Origin of the sequence: Actinomadura logoneensis, assembly GCF_003428695.1 — a bacterium.
Taxonomy (GTDB): domain Bacteria; phylum Actinomycetota; class Actinomycetes; order Streptosporangiales; family Streptosporangiaceae; genus Spirillospora; species Spirillospora logoneensis.
This window is the reverse complement of record NZ_QURH01001033.1, coordinates 1-15,674: the sequence shown is the minus strand read 5'-3', so window position 1 is coordinate 15,674 and position 15,674 is coordinate 1. Positions and strand designations below refer to the sequence as shown.

At 74.3% G+C, this 15,674-nt stretch carries 16 protein-coding genes; 6 read left to right on the top strand and 10 right to left on the bottom strand.

Annotation, left to right across the window (positions count from 1 at the left end; genetic code table 11):
• Positions 1-76 precede the first annotated feature (76 nt).
• The gene (locus DZF91_RS36345) at positions 77-286 is read right to left on the bottom strand and encodes a hypothetical protein (RefSeq protein WP_407920971.1); all 210 of its coding nucleotides are present in this window, start codon (positions 284-286) and stop codon (positions 77-79) included.
• 39 nt (positions 287-325) lie between these two features.
• Here DZF91_RS36345 and map point away from each other — a divergent pair, with 39 nt between their 5' ends.
• Both map and DZF91_RS36335 read left to right on the top strand, forming a co-directional pair.
• On the top strand, positions 326-1,177 hold the full coding sequence (gene map / locus DZF91_RS36340) for a type I methionyl aminopeptidase (RefSeq protein ID WP_117361558.1): 852 nt from the start codon (positions 326-328) through the stop codon (positions 1,175-1,177).
• An 89-nt stretch (positions 1,178-1,266) separates the two neighbouring features.
• Positions 1,267-1,959: a ComEA family DNA-binding protein gene (locus DZF91_RS36335; RefSeq protein WP_117361557.1), complete on the top strand. Its 693-nt coding sequence runs from the start codon at positions 1,267-1,269 to the stop codon at positions 1,957-1,959.
• A gap of 31 nt (positions 1,960-1,990) precedes the next feature.
• On the opposite strand, the gene DZF91_RS36330 is transcribed toward DZF91_RS36335, so the two are convergent.
• Positions 1,991-2,614 carry an NAD(P)-dependent oxidoreductase gene (locus tag DZF91_RS36330; RefSeq protein WP_117361556.1) on the bottom strand — a complete coding sequence of 208 codons (624 nt, stop codon included), beginning with the start codon at positions 2,612-2,614 and terminating at the stop codon, positions 1,991-1,993.
• Between the two features lie 80 nt (positions 2,615-2,694).
• Here DZF91_RS36330 and DZF91_RS36325 point away from each other — a divergent pair, with 80 nt between their 5' ends.
• Together DZF91_RS36325 and DZF91_RS36320 are read left to right on the top strand one after the other, a co-directional pair.
• The gene (locus tag DZF91_RS36325; protein WP_117361555.1) at positions 2,695-3,066 is read left to right on the top strand and encodes a winged helix-turn-helix transcriptional regulator; all 372 of its coding nucleotides are present in this window, start codon (positions 2,695-2,697) and stop codon (positions 3,064-3,066) included.
• Between the two features lie 246 nt (positions 3,067-3,312).
• Entirely contained in the window at positions 3,313-4,029 is a 717-nt protein-coding gene (locus DZF91_RS36320; protein ID WP_199487131.1) for a metal-dependent hydrolase, read from the top strand.
• A 25-nt stretch (positions 4,030-4,054) separates the two neighbouring features.
• Here the strand turns inward: DZF91_RS36320 and DZF91_RS36315 are convergent, their stop codons facing one another.
• The 3 genes from DZF91_RS36315 to DZF91_RS36305 are packed head-to-tail and all read right to left on the bottom strand — an operon-like array spanning position 4,055 to position 6,878.
• Entirely contained in the window at positions 4,055-4,678 is a 624-nt protein-coding gene (locus DZF91_RS36315) for a GerMN domain-containing protein (protein WP_147341548.1), read from the bottom strand.
• Positions 4,675-6,177 (bottom strand): sensor histidine kinase, encoded by a 1,503-nt coding sequence (locus DZF91_RS36310; protein ID WP_117361553.1) that lies wholly within the window; start codon positions 6,175-6,177, stop codon positions 4,675-4,677. The genes DZF91_RS36315 and DZF91_RS36310 overlap by 4 nt, the downstream gene beginning before the upstream one ends.
• A 26-nt stretch (positions 6,178-6,203) precedes the next feature.
• On the bottom strand, positions 6,204-6,878 hold the full coding sequence (locus tag DZF91_RS36305; protein ID WP_117361552.1) for a response regulator transcription factor: 675 nt from the start codon (positions 6,876-6,878) through the stop codon (positions 6,204-6,206).
• A gap of 317 nt (positions 6,879-7,195) precedes the next feature.
• Between DZF91_RS36305 and DZF91_RS36300 the strand changes: the two genes are divergently transcribed.
• Positions 7,196-8,821, top strand: coding sequence for a hypothetical protein (locus tag DZF91_RS36300; RefSeq protein WP_117361551.1), 1,626 nt, complete (start codon positions 7,196-7,198; stop codon positions 8,819-8,821).
• A 42-nt stretch (positions 8,822-8,863) separates the two neighbouring features.
• Here DZF91_RS36300 and DZF91_RS36295 read toward each other — a convergent pair whose 3' ends face one another.
• Positions 8,864-9,253 carry a phage holin family protein gene (locus tag DZF91_RS36295; RefSeq protein ID WP_117361550.1) on the bottom strand — a complete coding sequence of 130 codons (390 nt, stop codon included), beginning with the start codon at positions 9,251-9,253 and terminating at the stop codon, positions 8,864-8,866.
• Between the two features lie 220 nt (positions 9,254-9,473).
• Positions 9,474-10,574: a baeRF3 domain-containing protein gene (locus tag DZF91_RS36290; protein ID WP_117361549.1), complete on the bottom strand. Its 1,101-nt coding sequence runs from the start codon at positions 10,572-10,574 to the stop codon at positions 9,474-9,476.
• 194 nt (positions 10,575-10,768) lie between these two features.
• Here DZF91_RS36290 and DZF91_RS36285 point away from each other — a divergent pair, with 194 nt between their 5' ends.
• Positions 10,769-11,902, top strand: coding sequence for a S1C family serine protease (locus DZF91_RS36285; RefSeq protein ID WP_117361548.1), 1,134 nt, complete (start codon positions 10,769-10,771; stop codon positions 11,900-11,902).
• A gap of 54 nt (positions 11,903-11,956) precedes the next feature.
• On the opposite strand, the gene DZF91_RS36280 is transcribed toward DZF91_RS36285, so the two are convergent.
• From DZF91_RS36280 to DZF91_RS36270, 3 genes are all read right to left on the bottom strand, one after another.
• Positions 11,957-12,652, bottom strand: coding sequence for a response regulator transcription factor (locus DZF91_RS36280; RefSeq protein WP_207661910.1), 696 nt, complete (start codon positions 12,650-12,652; stop codon positions 11,957-11,959).
• Positions 12,610-13,839: a sensor histidine kinase gene (locus DZF91_RS36275; protein WP_235834820.1), complete on the bottom strand. Its 1,230-nt coding sequence runs from the start codon at positions 13,837-13,839 to the stop codon at positions 12,610-12,612. The genes DZF91_RS36280 and DZF91_RS36275 overlap by 43 nt, the downstream gene beginning before the upstream one ends.
• 58 nt (positions 13,840-13,897) lie before the next feature.
• A partial coding sequence (locus DZF91_RS36270) for a cytochrome c oxidase assembly protein (RefSeq protein ID WP_117361546.1) occupies positions 13,898-15,674 on the bottom strand: 1,777 nt, incomplete at its 5' end.

Here is a 15,674-nt window from a genome sequence, read left to right as displayed (position 1 = left end):
GCCCCTCGGTCGGGGCGGGGGCCGCCACGCCCGACCGCCGGTCCGGGGAGCGGGCCGGCGGGCGCGGCGGGTGGGGTCAGTCGTCCTGGGCTTCCCACGCCTCGTTGCGGGCCTTGGCCTCCGCGAGGGCGTTGCCCGCCTCGGCCTCGGTGGCGTAGGGGCCCATGCGGTGCTTGTCCGGGCAGCCGGCGCCATGCTCGACACGCATGTGCTTCAGGCAGAACCACCACGCGTTGTCGATGTCCTTCTTCGGGTCCATCTCGCCCTTCCTTTCGATCACGACCATGGAGTCGTCCCCCGTCAGCGCTGACTACACTCGCTGAGCATGACGACCCACCTCCTCCGGCCCGGCCGTGTCTCGCCCATGCGCAAGGTACCCGCGAACATCCGACGTCCGGAGTACGTGGGCAAGAAGACTCCCCGGACGGGCGAGCCGGACGTCAAGACGCCCGAGATCATCGAGCGGATGCGGGTGGCCGGGAAGATCGCGGCGCAGGCCCTGGAGGAGGTCGGCAAGCACGTCCGGCCCGGGGTCACCACCGACGAGCTGGACGTGGTCGGGCACGAGTTCCTGCTCGACCACGGCGCCTACCCGTCCACGCTCGGCTACCGCGGCTACCCCAAGTCGCTGTGCACCTCGATCAACGAGGTCATCTGCCACGGCATCCCGGACGACACCGAGCTGCGCGACGGCGACATCGTCAACGTCGACATCACCGCGTTCATCGACGGCGTGCACGGCGACACCGACGCGACGTTCCTGGTCGGGGACGTGGACGAGGAGTCGCGGCTGCTGGTCGAGCGCACCCACGAGGCCATGATGCGCGGCATCCGGGCGGCGCGGCCGGGCCGCGCGATCAACGTGATCGGGCGGGTCATCGAGTCCTACGCCAAGCGGTTCGGCTACGGCGTGGTCCGCGACTTCACCGGGCACGGCATCGGCACCACGTTCCACTCGGGCCTGGTGATCCCACACTACGACGACCCGGCCGCGACGACCGTGATCGAGCCCGGCATGACGTTCACGGTCGAGCCGATGCTGACCCTCGGCACGCACGAGTGGGACATGTGGCCGGACGGATGGACCGTCCTCACCAAGGACCGCAAGCGCACAGCCCAGTTCGAGCACACCATCCTCGTGACCGAAGGCGGCCATGAGATCCTGACCCTGCCGTAGCCGGATTCCGGGAAGCACGCCACAGAGGACGCCGGACGGGAGGGGGCCGCCGAGGCATCCGCCGTCGGGCGTCCGGGAAGAGCTCCCTCATGACCGCTCCCGCACCGTACGAACCGCCGCGAGTGCCCTCGGACAGCATGCCGCCCGGCCGGGCGGCGATGAGCGTCACGTGGGCGGCGCTGCCGTTCCTGTCCCTCGGGTACGCGACCCCGTTCACCTTCGCCGCAGCGGCCCTGTGGCGGCGCAAGATGCACCTGGTGTGGGCGACGACGGTGTACAGCGGCCTGTTCGCGGGCCTGATGCTGGTCGCGCCGAAGATCCCCACCAGCGGCGGGGCGCAGCGGGCCGCGGGCGTGCTGATGTTCGTGCTGGCGGTCGTCGGGTGCGCGCACGCGTTCCTGGTGCGGCGCGAGGTGTTCGACCCGGACGGGCTCGCGGGCGTCGGGAACGACATGGTGGTGGAGCGGGTCCGGCAGCAGCGGCTGCTGCGCGCCAAGGCCCGCGACCTGGCCGCCCGCGACCCGGGGCTGGCGCGGGAGCTGCGGATCGGCCGTCCCGACCTGCCCCGGCAGTACAACGACGGCGGCCTGGTGGACGTCAACCACGCCCCGGCCGGCGCCCTGACCCTGCTGCCGGGGATCACCCCCGAGCTGGCGGGACGGATCGAACGCGTCCGGGCCGAGACCGGCGGCTTCGTCTCCGCCGAGGAGCTGTCGGCGGTGGCGGGCCTGCCGCCGGCCATCACCGGCGAGCTGTCCGAGTTCGCCATCTTCATCCGCTGACGCCCCCGCGACGCGGCCGGGGCGCGTTCCATCAGTAGGCGACCGTGATGCGGCGGCCGACGGCCTGCGGGTTCTCCAGCTCGTCCACCAGGGCGACGGCGTAGTCCTCGGCGCTGATCCGGCTGTTGCCCTCGGCGTCGGCGAGCAGCCGGTCGCCGCCGAGGCGGAACTCCCCGGTGCGCTCCCCCGGCCCGATCTCGGCGGCCGGGGAGATGTACGTCCAGTCGAGGTCGCCCGCCTCGGCGCGGACGGCGTCGAGCAGGGCGCCCTGCGCCAGCGCCTCGTTCCGGTAGAGGTCAGGGAAGTCCGGGGTGTCCACGAGGCGCGTGCCGGGCGCGACCTCCAGGCTGCCCGCCCCGCCGACGATCACGACGCGCCGGACGCCCGCCCGCCGCGCCCCGGCGAGGACGCCGCGTCCGTCCGCCAGCAGCGGCTCGACGGTCTCCGAGCCGTCGCGCGGCGGGGCGACGGCCAGCACGACCGCGTCGTGGCCCCCGGCCAGCTTCGCGACCGCGTCGGCGTCCCGGGCCTCGGCGCGGGCCGTGCCGTCCCTGCCGCTCCGGGTCACGCCGGTGACCTCGTGGCCCCGGGCGCGCGCCTCGGCGGCGACACGCGAACCGATCATGCCGGTGGCCCCGATGAGCAGGATCTTCATGACTGTCTCCCTTCGTCGCGGATGACGGTATCCATGGGATACTGGTTACTACAACGATCTCTAGGTACCCTTGGGAAACCATGGAGGAGTCCCAGCGTCCCGGCGACGCCTTCGACCCCGGCTGCCCGACCCGGACGGTGCTCGACCGGATCGGCGACAAGTGGTCGGTGCTGGTCGTGCTGTCCCTGCTCGACGGCCCGCGGCGGTTCACCCAGCTGCGCGACCGGATCGGCGGCGTCACCCCCAAGGTCCTTACCCACACGCTGCGCGGGATGGAACACGACGGCCTCCTCGTCCGGACGGTGTTCGCCGAGGTCCCGCCGCGCGTCGAGTACGAGCTGACCCCGCTCGGGCGGTCCCTGCGCGAGCCGATCCAGGCCGTCGCCGACTGGGCCGAGGCCAACGTCCGGACGGTCATGGCCGCCCGCGCGGCCCGCGACGCCACGTCCTGAGCCCCCCGAGGCCCGCGACGCGCCACCGCGTAAGCTCTCGCGCCCCGCGACGCCACGGTCCTGAGCCCGCGCCGCGCCGCTGAGTCGTGCCGCGTCGGACGGGTCGTGACAGGGGCAGTCGTTCGGGTCATGCTTGGGCTGAACGGACAGTCGCGACCTTCGGCGCGCCGTCCGTGAAATGGATCATTAGCGGGATAGTGTCCCGCCGTACCGAGCGAGACGGGACGGACGGGCGGGGATGCGCGCATGATGGGGCACACGCACGCGCTGAGCGGGGCACTGGTGTGGCTGGCGGCCGTCCCCCTGCTGGAACGCGCGGACCTGATGCAGCAGTACGCGCTGCACCTGGACACCAAGCAGCTCGCCGCCGGGACGGTCGTGTCCGCCGGGGCGGCGCTGCTGCCCGACATAGACCACCACAACGGGCGCATCGCCAACACGCTCGGCCCGATCTCGCAGCACTTCTGCAAGTGGGTCGGGAAGGTCAGCGGCGGGCACCGCAACGCGACGCACTCGCTGCTGTTCGCGGTCGGGACGGGCTGGGGCGTGGACTGGCTCGCCACCCACCAGCGCTACGCGTGGTGGGCGGTGCTGTTCATCATCGTCGGCTTCGGGCTGCGCGGCATCGGCCTGGACTTCAAGGGCCAGGAGCCGCAGTCCGCGCTGGCCGACTGCGCGCTCGCCGCGTTCGCCGTCTGGTGGATGCACGACCTGGACATGGGCTTCGTCGGCTGGGCGATCGGGATCGGCTGCGTCGCGCACATCATCGGCGACTGCCTCACACCCCGGGGGTGCCCGGTGCTGTGGCCCATCCCCATGCGGGTGGAACTGCCCGTCGTGCCCCGGACGAACGGCAAGGTCGAGCACATGGTGATCGTCCCGCTGCTGATCCTCGGGACGGTGATCCTGGCCGTCCGGTCGGCGCTCGGCGAGACCGCGACCCAATGGCTGAACAAGGGATGACCGGGGACGCGCGCCACGCGGACGGTCAGCCGGCGATCTGGTCGGCGAACTGGTCGCAGGTGTAGCGGGACGCCATCCGCTCGAACAGGCGCTCCGTCCCGTTGCTCCCCGACGACGGCGTGGTGCCGTCCTGCGGGGCGAGGACGACGATCGGGTAGTCGAGCCTGACCATCCTGACGTTCGGGGCGGCGTTGGCGGTGCAGACCACCTGGGCGAGGACCAGCCGCGGCCAGTCCACGTTCGCCCGGTTCACCCGGACCGTCAGCAGGCCGCCCTGGTCGATGCGGGAAGGGTCCGCCGTCAGCGTGACGCCGGCGGGCAGCAGCGTCCGGTAGCCGCGCTGGATCTCGGCGTCGGGCGGCCTGACGGTGAGCTGCTGGAGGCCGAGGTAGGGCTGGTTGAGCAGGCCGGGCCGGAAGACCCTGGCCAGCCTGCCGTCCCGCACCAGGTAGACCACGACCTGGTTGGGCTGGGCGGTCACGCGCGGCAGGCCGCCCGCCTGGATCGGGTCGGTCTCGCGGACGCCGCAGCCGGTGAGCCCCGTCGCCACGGCCAGCGCGGCCCCGACCGCGGCGAAGGCGCGGCGAGCGGGGCGAGCGGGGCGACGGGCCTGGTGGCGAGCGGCGCGGGGGTGGCGGGGTCGGGTCACGACGGCTCGTCCTCCTCGTGCTGGTTCACCGCGTGCTGGTTCGCCGCGTGCTGGTTCGCCGCGTGCTCGGCGTCCGTGCGGCGTTCCTGGTCGTCGTCTTCCTGGGGCGCGGACGGGAGCCACAGGGTGAACACGGCGCCGCCCTCCGGACGGTTGCCGACCGCGAGCATCCCGCCGTGCAGTCCGGCGTTCTCCAGCGCGATCGACAGGCCGAGCCCGCTGCCGTCGCTGCGGGACCGGGCCGCCTCGGCCTTGACGAACCGGTTGAAGACCAGCGGCAGCAGGTCCTCCGGGACGCCGGGGCCCGCGTCCGCCACCGACATCTCCACCCCGTCCGCCTCGCGCCGGAACTCCAGCGTCACGGGCGGACGGCCGTGCCGCAGCGCGTTCCCGACGAGGTTGGCGACGATCACGTCCAGCCGGCGCGGGTCGAGCCGGACGACCAGGTCCGCCGGGCCGTCCACGGCGACCTCGCCGGTCCAGCCGCGCGCGCCCAGCGTCCCGGCGACGGCCTCGGCGAACACCACGTCGTCCAGGACGAGCGCCGCCGCGCCCGCGTCGAAGCGGCTGATCTCGATGAGGTGCCCGACCAGGTCGCCGAGCCGCCGGGTCTCGGCCGCGACCAGCCGGGCGCTCTCGCCGCCCTCCTCGGCCAGCACGTCGGTCAGCGCGACCATCGAGGTCAGCGGCGTGCGCAGCTCGTGCGAGACGTCCGCGACGAACCGGCGGGACGCGGCGTCCTTGGCGCGCAGCTCGCCGACCATCCGCTCCAGCTGCTCGGCCGTCCGGTTGAAGGTGCGGGCGAGGTCGCTCAGCTCGTCCCGGCCGCGCTCGCCGATCCGGGTGGAGAAGTCGCCCTCCCCCAGCGCGTGCGCGGCCCGGCCGAGGACCCGCACCGGGCGCAGCACGCCGCGCGTCGCGGCCAGCGCCGTCGCCAGCGCGACCAGCACCGCGAGCCCGTCGGCGATGAGCAGCGCGCGGGTGAACCAGGCCAGCTCCTGCTCCTCGCGCCGCAGGCTGACCGCCACCAGCAGCAGCGGACGCGACTCGCCCCACGCCTTGCGGCCGGGGGTCGCGAGCATCCCGATCAGCAGGTAGGCGTGGCCGCGCACCCGGACGCGCTGGAAGACCGTCCCGTGCAGGGCGCGGTAGGAGAAGTCCACGCTCACGGGCGCGCGCAGGGTCGCCTCGGCGGACGCCCGGACGCGGTCGTCCGGCGGTCCGTCGCTCTGGTCGCCGGGGATGTCGGTCGCCCACGCGCGGCGGCCGGACGTCCGGAGCGCGCCGAGGAGCTGCTCCACGACGACGCCCTCGGCGCCGGGCGGCGTGGTGACCGGGACGTAGCGCACGACGGTCTGCCGCACCTCGGTGATCTCGGTGTCCTGGACGCGTTCCAGCAGGGCGCGGCGGACGAGCACGTAGGAGATCCCGGACGCCAGCAGCGCGGCCGTGAGCGCCACGGCGACGAACGCGGCGGCGAGGCGGGTGCGCAGGCCCATCGGCCGGTGTCGCGCGGGCCACCGGCTCACGGCGCGGCGAAGCGGTAGCCGAACCCGCGGACGGTCTGGATGAGGCGGGGCTCGGCGGGCTCGTCCTCGATCTTGGCGCGGACGCGCTGGACGCACGCGTCCACGAGCCGCGAGTCGCCGGGGTAGGTGTGCTCCCAGACGGCGGCGAGCAGGTGCTGGCGGGTCATCGCCTGGCCGGGGCGGCGGGTCAGCTCCAGCAGCAGCCGCAGCTCGGTCGGGGTGAGCCGGACGTCCCGTCCGGCCTTGGTGACCTTGAGCGCGGACCGGTCCACGACCAGGTCGCCGTAGGCGGAGCGGTCGTTGTGGGTCTGCTCGGCGCGGCGCAGGACGGCGCGGATCCGGGCGTCCAGCACGCGCGGTTCGACCGGCTTGACGACGTAGTCGTCGGCGCCCGCCTCCAGCCCGAGCACCACGTCCAGGTCGTCGCCGCGCGCGGTGAGCAGGATGACGGGCAGGGTGTCGTCGCGCCGCAGGCGGCGGCACAGCTCGATGCCGTCGATGCCGGGGAGCATGACGTCCAGGACGGCGATCTCGGGGCGGCGGGCGCGCAGCGCCTCCAGGCCGTCCTCGCCGGTCGAGCGGGCGGTGACCCGGTGCCCGAGGCGGGTCAGGGCCAGTTCCAGCGCGGCGCGGGCGGACGGGTCGTCTTCCACGAAGAGGATGCTCGCCACGCGCCCATTATCCGGCCTTGTCGATCTTCATCCTCCGAGTGTCACGAAATCCGGACATCGCGCGGACGTGATCACAACGGTGCGCCGGGACGGTGGAATCCATGCCCGAGGTCACCGCTCCCCCTTCCCCATCCGCCGCCGGACCAACCTCCGGACCGGCCCTTGCCGCGCCCGCACCGGCCCTCGCCGTGTCCGCTCCGGCGCCCGCGTCGTCGGCGCCCGGTCCTGCGGCGTCCGCTCCGGCCCCCACGGCGGCCGCTCCGGGCTCGGCGAGGTCGGCCCCCGCTCGACTGGAGGCGGCGGCGCGGCGGGCTCCGGTGCCCTGGCTGCTGCTGCTCGGCAGCCTCGCGCAGGTGGTGTTCCGGGTCTGGCTGGCCCGCGCGCACACCGGTCCGGCGGCGGACCCGGACGAGTCGTCCTATCTCGCCGGCGCGCGCTGGCTGGCCGGAGGACCGGGCGCGGACCTCACGCACCACACCTTCTACCAGGCCGGATATCCGCTGCTGCTCAGCCCGCTGCGCTGGTTCACGCACGACCCGGCGACCGTCTACACCGGCGTCATCGTGATCAACGCGCTGGTCGGCGCGGCGCTGTTCCCGCTGGGCTTCGCCGCGCTGCGCCGGTTCGGCGTCGGGCGGGGCACGGCGCTGCCGCTGTCCTTCGCGGCGGCGCTGCTGCCCGCGACGACCTTCTTCGGCATGTTCGCGCTGACCGACGCCGTCCTGCCCGCGCTGGCGCTCGGCTGGCTGCTGCTGCTCGACCGGTTCGTCCGGACGGGTCGTCCGCTGGACGGCGCGCTGGCGAGCCTGGTGGCCGCGTACGCCTTCTTCACGCACTCGCGCGGCGAGGTCGTGCTCGCCGTCCATGTGCTGGCGCTGCCGGCGACCCGGCGGCGCGCGATGTGGGCGGGCCTGGCCACGGCGGCGGGCGGCTACCTGGCGGCGTCCGCGGTCAACGACGCGCTGCGCCGCTCGCTGTACCCCGGCGGCGCGCGCGATCTCGCGGGACTCCTCCAGGAGCGCCTGACCGGGGTGTCCGGGCAGGCGTGGACGCTGTCGGGGATGTGCGGGCAGATCTGGTACCTGGTCGTCGGGACGTGGGGGCTGGCCGGGATCGGGCTCGTCGCCACGGTCGCCGCGCTCGGCCGCCGGGACACGCGCCTGATGGCCGGGGTGCTGCTCACGACGACGTTCGGCATCGCGTACGCGTCCGAGGCGGCGCTGCCGGACGAGCACCGCGTCGGCAACTTCGCCTACGGCCGGTACCTGGCGCTCCTGGCGCTGGTGTACGTCCTGGTCGCGCTCGCCGTGCTGGTCAGGGCGGCGGCGCTGAACACGCTGCGCGCCTCGCTGACGGGCGTCCTCATCGCGGCGGGGACGGGCGGGACGGTGCTGCTCTACGCGGGCACGCGGCTGCGCACGCACCAGTACATCGGCTTCGACTTCCCCGAGACCGCCTTCCTCACCTGGAACCGCACCGAGTTCCGGCTCGTGGCCGCGACGTTCGCCGCCACCGGGCTCCTCGCGGCGCTGCTCGCCGTCCACCGGCTGGGCGGTGGCCGGGCGCTCGCCGTCCTGCTCCTGGCGGTGAACGTGGCGGCGATGCTCCACATCGCGGGTGACGGCAGGCGGGTGGTCCCGGCGCCGCCGCTGCCCGCGGCGTCCGAGCGCGGCGGGGTCGTCGTGGACCGGTCGCTGCACTGGATGGCGCGGACGAAACTGATCGACCCGGTGTGGTGGACGAGGATCGGCTGGATCGACGCGGCGCACCAGGCGCCCCCGCGCGGCGTCTGCACGGTCGTGGTGCCGCCCGGGACGACCGGGACCCCGGCCGACCGGACCTGGCCCGGCCACCCGGCGGGCTGGAAGACCCGCGCGGGCGGCTGGGGCGAGACCCGCTGGGTCGCCTGGTACGACCCGCGCTGCGGGGCCGGATCCGCCTAACCGGTCGAGGCGTCCCGGCGTCCCGGCGCGCCGGCTTGGCCCTCAGTCGCCCTGGTCGGCGATGACCTCGACGACCTGGCGCGCGGTCTCGGTGGGCAGCGGCGCCGGATGTCCGCGCCACCGGTTGGCGGCCATCATGGCGGCGCCGGTCGCGCCTCCGCCGTACGCGGCGGCGGCGACCAGGGCGGCGAGCTCGGGCGGGAGCTTGCGTTCGAGGAGCTGGACGGTGGCCCGGTACGACGCGGCGGTCGCGCACGCGCCGAGGACGCCCGCGACCGCGCCGAAGCGGATAGCGGGGACGCGGAGGCGGGCTTTGCGGGCCATCTCCCTCTGGGCCGCCTCCACGACGGCCTGGACGAGGTCGAGGTTGTCGTCCAGCGGCTGCGCGGGGGCGTTGCCCGCGCCGCCGGAGGGTTTCGGCTGGCGGCTCATGCGCCAGCGATACCCGGCGGAAAGGACAAGAAACACCAGGAAAGCGACTGCCCCGCGTGCCCGTCCATGGCCACTGAGCAGCGCCGACGACGCTCCGGCCGCCGACGCCCCGCGCCCGCGCGGCGAGCACGCGGAGGGCCCGCCCGGGACGGCTCCCGAGGCGGGCCCCCATCACGATCAGTGCGGCGGCGCAGTCGGCGCGGCGGCGCGACCGGCGCGGTCAGAACCTGGTGACCAGGGCGATGCGGTCGTGGTCGACGAGGAAGCCGTCGGAGACGAAGGTGACCTCGCCGCCGAAGTCGAGCTGGGCCTCGATGAGGTTGTCCACGACGTCGTCGATGATGCCCTCGCCCTCGACGCGTCCGGGGCTGGTGTCGTCCAGCGGGTCGATCACGCCGTCCGGGCCGCGCAGGCCCGGCATGTGGTACCCGCGTTCGACGACCAGGTGCTCGCCGCGGCCCTCCTTCACCAGCGGCAGCACCTCCTGGAGGCCCGCCGCGTACCGCTTCAGGCCGCGCGCGGCCTCCAGCTCGGTGAGCACGCCCACCTCGCGCAGGTCCTCGTAGGCGTGCAGGACGGGCCGGGCCAGGTCCATCAGGACCGAGGCGGGCGCGTCCTCGTAGGCGCCGTCGATGCGGCCGGCGACGGTGAGCTTGCCGCCCGCCTCCTCGTCGAACCACGCCTGGGCGCGCACGACGCCCGCGATGATGACCGGTCGCCGGTCCCGCGCGTTGATCTTCTCCAGCGCCTCCACGGTCCGCCGGACGAACAGCTGGTGCGGGGCGTTGGCGTCGCGGATGCTCGGCGGCGACGCCTTGCCCACGACGGCCTCGTCCAGGCTCTCCGGCGTCATCGGGAAGCCCTCGCGCTCCACCTGCGTCAGCGTCTCGCCGCGCCCGTCCCACAGCCGGGTCCGGTGGTCGGACAGGACGAGCAGCCAGTAGCGGGTGCGGCGGGTGTAGGCGGCGACCAGGTCGCGGGTGGCGAAGGTGTTGTCCAGGACCACGCGCTCCTCGACCGGCTGGTCGATCGTGAAGGTGTGCACCTCCCCGCCCGGCGCGGCGAACAGGACCAGGCCCTCCTCGGCGTCGGCGGGGTCGAGGCGGGCGGCGGCGGTCTCCAGGTCGCGGTAGAGGGCGTCGGCCTCCTGCGTCGGGACCTCCGGGTCGTCCCGGAGGCGGCGCCGCACCTCGGCGAGCAGGTTCCGCAGCCGGATCGGGTCCTGCCGGTTGTCGGGCGCGCGGCGGAAGGTCGGCATGAGGACCGACACCGCCGGGTACGAGCGTGGCCTGCGCAGTTCGGACAGTGTGGCAGCGTCCATGATCCCCCGATCGACGTGACTTGCCTGTCTGCCTCTTTTCTAACGAACGGCAGGTAAATGAGGTATAAGGGGCACTTCACGATCGCGTCGTGTCAAGCGCGGGACAGCGCCTGATCAACTCTCGGTACCGTCCGGACGGCGCACGGTCACGGCCCTGCCGCGCGGGGGACAACCCCTGCGGGAGGTCGGTACGCATGGAGATCAACGGCAGGGGCCGGTCCGCCGGGCGCCCGGCGGTGGGCGTCCTCGCGGCGGCGGTCGTCCTCGCGCTCGCGGCGTGCGGGGGCGCCGGCAACGACATCGGCAGCGGCGGCGGGGCCCGGGAGAACGGCAGGGGCGGCAACGAGGCCGCGGCGGCGACCAGCGAGGCGACGGCCTCACCGGCGGCGACCTCCGCCTCCGACCTGGAGGCGCAGTACGAGAAGGCCGTGCAGACCGTCCTGCCGTCGGTGGTGCAGATCACCACCGACGCGGGCGAGGGGTCCGGCGTCGTCTACGACACCGAGGGCGACGTGGTGACCAACGCGCACGTGGTCGCGGGCGCCCACAAGATCCAGGTGACGTCGGCCGGGGGCGGGCGTCCGCTGGACGCCAGGCCGGTCGGCCAGTTCGCGCCGGACGACATCGCCGTGGTGAAGGTGAACGGCGGCGGGACGCTGCGTCCGGCGAGGTTCGGCGACTCCACCAAGCTGCGGATCGGCCAGATGGTGCTCGCGATGGGCAACCCGCTCGGCCTGTCGGGCAGCGTGACGCAGGGCATCGTGTCGCAGCTCAACCGCGAGGTGTCCACCCGGCGGGAGGGCGCCTTCCCCGGCGCGACCATCGGGGACGCCATCCAGACGAGCGCCGCGATCAACCCCGGCAACTCCGGCGGCGCGCTGGTCACGCTGAACGGCGAGGTCATCGGCATCCCGACCGCCGCCGCGTCCGACCCGCAGATGGGCGGCGCCGCGGTCGGCATCGGGTTCGCGACACCGAGCGGCACCGTCCAGCGGATCGCGCCGCAGCTCATCAAGGACGGCAAGGTCACGAACTCCGGGCGGGCCGCGCTCGGCGTCGTGGTGCGCACGATCATCGACCCGAACAGCCTGCGGCAGACCGCCGTGGGCGTGGTCAGCGTCACCCGGGGGTCGGGCGCGGAGAAGGCCGGGATCGTCGCCGGCGACCTGATCCTCGCGGTGAACGGCAGCCCGACGCCGAGCCAGCCCGACCTCGCCGCGATCCTGGCCAAACTCAAGCCCGGCGACAAGGCCAAGGTGGAGGTCCAGAAGGCGGACGGCTCCAAGAAGACCGTGGAGGTCGTCCTCGGCCAGCTCCCCGGCTCCTGACGCCACCCTGGGGACGGCCACCCGCGCGGAGCCGGAGGACCGCCGGAAATCGCGTCACGCGCCGGGGGAGATGAAGCCGGTCTCGTAGGCGAGGATCACGGCCTGGGTGCGGTCGCGGGCCTGGAGCTTCGCCAGGACGTTCCCGACGTGCGTCTTCACCGTCTGGGGGCTGACGAACAGCTCGGCCGCGATCTCGGCGTTGGAGCGTCCGCGCGCCATCAGCCGCAGCACGTCCGCCTCGCGCTCGGTCAGCCGCCCGTGCCACTCCGCCCCGGCCGCCCCGCCGCCCGGGGCGTGCTCGGCGGCGAGCGCGCGGATCGCGGCCGGGAACAGCAGGCTCTCGCCGTGCACCACGGTCCGGATGCCCTGCAGGATCTCCTCCGGGCGGGTCCGCTTGAGCAGGAAGCCGTCGGCGCCCGCCTTGAGGGCGTCGTAGACGTACTCGTCGTTCTCGAACGTGGTCACCACGATGATCTTGGGCGGGGTCCCGCCCGCCGCGATCAGCCGGCGGGTCGCCTGGATGCCGTCGAGCCGGGGCATCCGGACGTCCATCAGCACCACGTCCGGCGCGGTCCGGGCCACCGCGTCGGGCACCTCCGCGCCGTCGGCGGCCTCCCCCACCACGGTCAGGTCCGGCTCGGCGTTGATGATCGCGGCCAGCCCGGCGCGGATCAGCCGCTCGTCGTCCACCAGCAGCACCTTGGTCGTCACGCCCCGGACATTAGCGGCAAAGACACCTCCATGCGCCATTCGCCCCGGACCGGACCCGCCGCCATCTCCCCGCGCAGCACGGTCACGCGCTCGCGGATGCCGCCGAGGCCGCGCCCGCCGCCCGCCCGCGTCCGTCCCGGCGGGCCGCTCAGCGGGTTGGCGACCAGCACGTTCAGCCGGTCGTCGGCGACGGTGATGCGCAGCGTCACCGGCACCTTCCCGGCGTGCCGCAGCGCGTTCGTCAGCCCCTCCTGGACGATCCGGTACGCCTCCCGCGAGACGGCGGCCGGGATGCCCGCGACGGCGGCGTCCACGCCGTGGTCCAGCTCGACGCCCGCGATCCTCGTCTGCTCGACCAGCCGCTCCAGGTCGGCGAGGGTCGGCTGCGGAGTCGTCCGCGCCTTGTCCTCGCGGAGCAGCCCGAGGACGTGGTCCAGGTCCGCCAGCGCGGCCCGCGCGCTCTCCTCGATCGCGGTGAGCGCCTCGCGGGCGAAGTCCGGGTCGCGGTCCAGCACCCGGGACGCCGCGCCCGCCTGGAGCGTCACGACGCTCAGCGCGTGCCCGACCGAGTCGTGCAGCTCGCGGGCCAGCCGGTTGCGCTCGGCGAGCTTGGCCGCCTGCTCCTCCAGCTCCGCGACGCGCTCCTCGGGCGTCGGGCCGAGGAAGCGGGGGGCGAGCACGGCGAGCGTCCGGCCCGCGACCACGATGAGGCCGAGCAGCGCCACCACGCAGGCCAGCCCGGCGGGCGGCCCGAGCCACTGGTAGGGGCTGTGCTTCCACGCGTAGAGGGGGCTGCGGGGGTCGTCGACGCCCCAGCCGAAGAACGGGAAGACCGCCAGCACCAGGGCGAAAGGCGGCAGCGCCAGGCTGGCCGCGCCGACGACCACGCCGACGTGCAGGTGCAGGCTGAACCACAGGCCGGTGCCGAGGCGGGCCCGCAGCGTCCGGGCGACCGGGACGTTCATCGCGGCGAGCGGCCCGCCGAGCAGCTCCTTGACCGCCGTCCCCTCCATCTGCCGCACCCCGGCGACCAGCCCGGTCACGACGGCGGCCGGGATCGGCAGCAGCACCACCGCGCCCACCGACCACGGCCCCTTCAGCGGCGACGGCCCGACCAGGACCATCAGCAGGAACCAGTACGGCATCAGCAGCGCCGCGCCCATCACCAGATAGGCCCAGCGGCGCCAGGTCGTGCGGTCGGTGACCGCGCGCAGGAGGGGAAGCACGCGACGATCCTTACAGACCCCGTGACCTGCACGCCTCCCCCGTCCGGGGGGGGACGCGTCACTTGCCGCGTTCCTCCTCCCGGCGGGCGAGTCGGGCGAGGCGCGCGTTGTAGGCGGCGAGTTCGTCGTCGGCCGCGGACGGCTCGCCGCGCGCGGCGGCGCGGTCGGCCCGGCGGTCCTCCCGGCGGGCCCGGCGCTGGTCGTCGAAGAACCACTGGAAGGCCAGGAAGATCAGCACGATGAAGGTCGGGATCTCGCCGAAGCCCCACGCGATCGCGCCGCCGGTGTGCTGGTCCTGCAGGACGGGGGTGCCCCAGTCCGGGTGGACGGCGGTGTACCAGCCGCGCGCGAGCGGCGCCCCGAGGTTCATCAGGGCGATGCCGAAGAACGCGTGGAACGGCATCGTGACGAACAGCAGGATGAGCCGTCCGGGGTAGGGCAGCTTGTGCGGGGCCGGGTCGACCCCGATCAGCACCCAGTAGAACAGCGACCCCGACACCAGGAAGTGCACCATCATCGCGATGTGCCCGAGGTGGTTGCGCATCGCCGACTCGAACAGCGGCGTGAAGTACAGCGCGAACGTGGACGCCACGAAGATGATCGTCGCCACGCCGGGGTGCGCGACGAACGACACGTACCGCGAGTGCAGGAACGCCGTCAGCCACTCGCGCGGGCCGCGGTCGCCGCGCACCCGGGCGGGCTTCAGCGCGCGCAGCGCCAGCGTCACCGGCGCGCCGACGACCAGGAAGATCGGGGTCAGCATGGACAGCACCATGTGCTGCACCATGTGCACGCTGAACAGGATCGGGGCGTACCGCGCGACGCCGGTCTCGGTGACCGCGACGATCGTCAGCAGGCCGACGAACCAGGAGACCGTCCGGCCCAGGGGCCAGGAGTCGCCGCGCCGCCGCAGCCGGACGACGCCCGCCACGTACACGAACCCGAGGACGACCACCAGCGCGGCGAAGAAGAAGTCGAACTGCCAGAGCGTGGCGAGCCGGACCGGGCCGACCTCCGGCGGCAGGTCGTAGCCGATCAGCGACTTGACCGAGCTCTCCACCTCGGCGGGCGCGGGCGGCGCGGTGCGCGCGAGCGCGACGGCGAGGCCCATGGTCGCGGCCATCACGGCGGCCTCGGCGGACGCGAACCGCGCGAACGCCCCCGTCTCGCGCCTCTCGATCCGGGGCAGCGTCCGCTCGCGGTGCCACCAGCCGAACCAGCCGAGCAGCGCGAACCCGACGATCTTGCCGAGGGCGAGCCGGCCGTAGTCGGTGCTGAGCAGCTGGGCCGGGTCGGGCAGCCGGGCGATCACGTTGACCAGCCCGGACGCCCCGACGATCAGGTAGCACCAGAGCGCCGTCCGGCTGAACCGGGCGGCCATGACGCCGAGTCCGTCGCGTCCGGCCAGGGCGTGCGCGGCGAGGACGGCGAGCCCGCCGACCCAGGGCGCGACGGCCGCGACGTGCAGCGCGACGCCGGTCACCGCGACCGAGTGGTTGGCGGCGGACGCCGAGTGCCCGGTCAGCGGCGCGGGCAGCAGCGCGACCAGGGCCAGCGCGAGCAGCCCGAACGCGGCGGCGGGCGAGGTGGTGGTGCGGGACAGCAGCGCGACGACGACCGTGATCAGCACGACCAGCATCAGCGCGGTGCCCTGCGGGAGCTGCCCGACGTAGGAGCTGAGCTCGCTGCCGGTGACGATCTCGCCGGCCGGCTGGCCGAGGACGTCGGAGACGGTGAAGACCAGGTTCGCCGCGGCGGCGGCGGCCCAGAGCGCGGCGAGCCAGGACGCGCCGCGCAGGTAGCCGAGCGCGGCGGCGCCGAGCGCGGGCCGGCCG